At 63.1% G+C, this 1,039-nt stretch carries 2 protein-coding genes; one reads left to right on the top strand and one right to left on the bottom strand.

The window, feature by feature from the left end; all coding sequences use genetic code 11:
- Positions 1-470, top strand: a 470-nt coding sequence (locus U1769_RS25520; RefSeq protein WP_332720950.1) for a superoxide dismutase family protein, incomplete at its 5' end; no start/stop codon positions are given.
- Positions 471-506: 36 nt separating this feature from the next.
- Here U1769_RS25520 and thpR read toward each other — a convergent pair.
- Positions 507-1,039, bottom strand: a 533-nt coding sequence (gene thpR, locus U1769_RS25515) for an RNA 2',3'-cyclic phosphodiesterase (protein WP_332720949.1), incomplete at its 5' end; no start/stop codon positions are given.

Genomic DNA, 1,039 nt, shown 5'->3' with positions numbered 1-1,039 from the left:
CGATGATGGTGGAAAATGGCATGGCCGCCGCCGAAACCGCCACGGCCCCGTTGCAGACGGCCGATGGCACGGCAGCAGGCAGCGCGATCGCCAGCTTAATGCCCGATGGTCTCAACGTGACCTTGTCGGTCACGGGCATAAAGCCAGGCCAGCATGGTGTGCATGTTCACATGACCGGCAAATGCGAAGCTCCCGCGTTCACGACAGCAGGCGGCCACTGGAACCCGGCATCGACCCAGCACGGGCTTGAGAATTCAAAAGGATCGCATGCGGGCGACATGCCGAACCTGACCGTCGCTGAGGATGGCACGGGCACACTGACCTTTACGCTGAAATCAGGGACAATGGCACAGCTGCTGGATGCCGATGGTTCGGCGTTCGTGGTTCATGCCAAGGCCGACGACCAGAAGACCGATCCATCAGGGGACAGCGGCGACCGTATTGCCTGTGGCGTGTTCGCGGCGGGATAAGCGTCAGACCCTAATCCTCCCCCTGGCGGGGGAGGATTAAAACGAAGAGCCGGTTAGCGGATAGCGCGCGATCGGCTCGTACGCGGCGCCGCCCCGACCCGGGCTGCTGTCGTAAAGGATCATATGATCGACGCGGAAAATGTCGCTCGACAACCCTGCATGTTCGGCCAGAAAGCGGTCGACCTGCCCGGCAGAACCGGGAAGTCGGCTAAGGGTGATGTGGGGTGTATAGCTGCGCCGTTCCGGCACCAGGCCCGCACGGATCAACGTCGCGTCGATCTTCCGATGCAGCGCAACCAGCGCATCCCGCGGCGCGACCCCCGCCCAAATCGCATTGGGCCGTCCGCGAGTGTCGAACATCCCGCAACCGTAGAGGCGAAGGTCGAGTGGCGGATGGCGGACGGATCCCAATATAGCGGCAACGTCCTCTGCCACGTGTGTTTCGACCGCGCCGACAAAGCGAAGCGTGATATGGAGCTGGTCATCCTCCTGCCAGCGCGCGCCGGTGACCCCGCCCATCATGCTGAGCAGCCGCTCTCGAATTGGCCATGGCGGGCGTAGTGCAACGA

It is taken from the genome of Parasphingomonas zepuensis (genome assembly GCF_036663735.1).
GTDB lineage: Bacteria > Pseudomonadota > Alphaproteobacteria > Sphingomonadales > Sphingomonadaceae > Sphingomonas.
The sequence above is the reverse complement of the archived record's forward strand: the minus strand, read 5'-3'. Positions and strand labels throughout refer to the sequence as shown.